Origin of the sequence: Pseudoalteromonas sp. S4492, assembly GCF_005886115.1 — a bacterium.
In the GTDB taxonomy this organism is placed as follows: Bacteria; Pseudomonadota; Gammaproteobacteria; order Enterobacterales; family Alteromonadaceae; genus Pseudoalteromonas; species Pseudoalteromonas gelatinilytica.
The window spans coordinates 1-846 of the sequence record NZ_PNCP01000128.1; the positions used below are offsets into that span (position 1 = coordinate 1).

Annotated in this window: 1 protein-coding gene; it reads left to right on the forward strand. The window is 40.3% G+C overall.

Translation table 11 applies throughout. The features are described 5' to 3' along the window. On the forward strand, positions 1–846 hold an 846-nt coding region (locus tag CWC28_RS21140), incomplete at both ends, for a zonular occludens toxin domain-containing protein (protein ID WP_283206561.1).

Genomic DNA, 846 nt, shown 5'->3' on the forward strand with positions numbered 1-846 from the left:
TCCCGACTCAGCTCAACTTTGGAGACTTTCTTCTCAAAACGAAGAGGGTCTTAATTTATGGCGAAATTGGTATCACTGGATGCCAACGGGTGCATTAGTTCTGATTGATGAAGTTCAAGATGTCTATCCTACTGAAGCCACTTTTAAACCTGAATCCTGTAATTACAAACACGTTGATAATTACAAAGAATTGATACCCGAGCATTGGTATACATACCACTATACCCAACTAGAAAAGTTCAAACCTGATGATTTAACAAGCGGTGATGTTGATGACTTAGGCAGGGAGTTATTTAACGAACATGGCCACATTATATACCCCAAAACCCTCAAAGAATGTTACATGCGACACAGAAAATACAACTGGGATATTATCTGTTGTACGCCAGACATTACCAGTGTCCACAAATACATTAGAAACGTTAGCCAATACGCCTATTCGCACAAATATTTCGACGGACTCGCAGGAATTCCCTATTACAACCGCCGACCGCGTATCTTCGAACACAACCCAAAACTCGACGGAAAAACCCCAAACAAAGCCAGTACCATTACGTGGAAAAAAATCCCGATTGAAGTCCACAAATGCTACAAGTCGACAGCTACCGGAGGTATTACAAAAGGACAAGGTAAAAATTTCTTATACAGTCCTGCTTTTGCCTTTCCAGTTGCTGCTGTCTTTCTTTGCATACTGTATTGGATATGGTATTTCACCAGTAATGAAAGCGCTGTGGAAAGTGTCGAAGAAACCTCTCAAGTTGATGTGGTCAATAATCAAAAAGATACTAGTTCTAATACTAATAATGCTGCTATTCAGGTTCTTGATGGTGAACCTGTTTCTGTAGG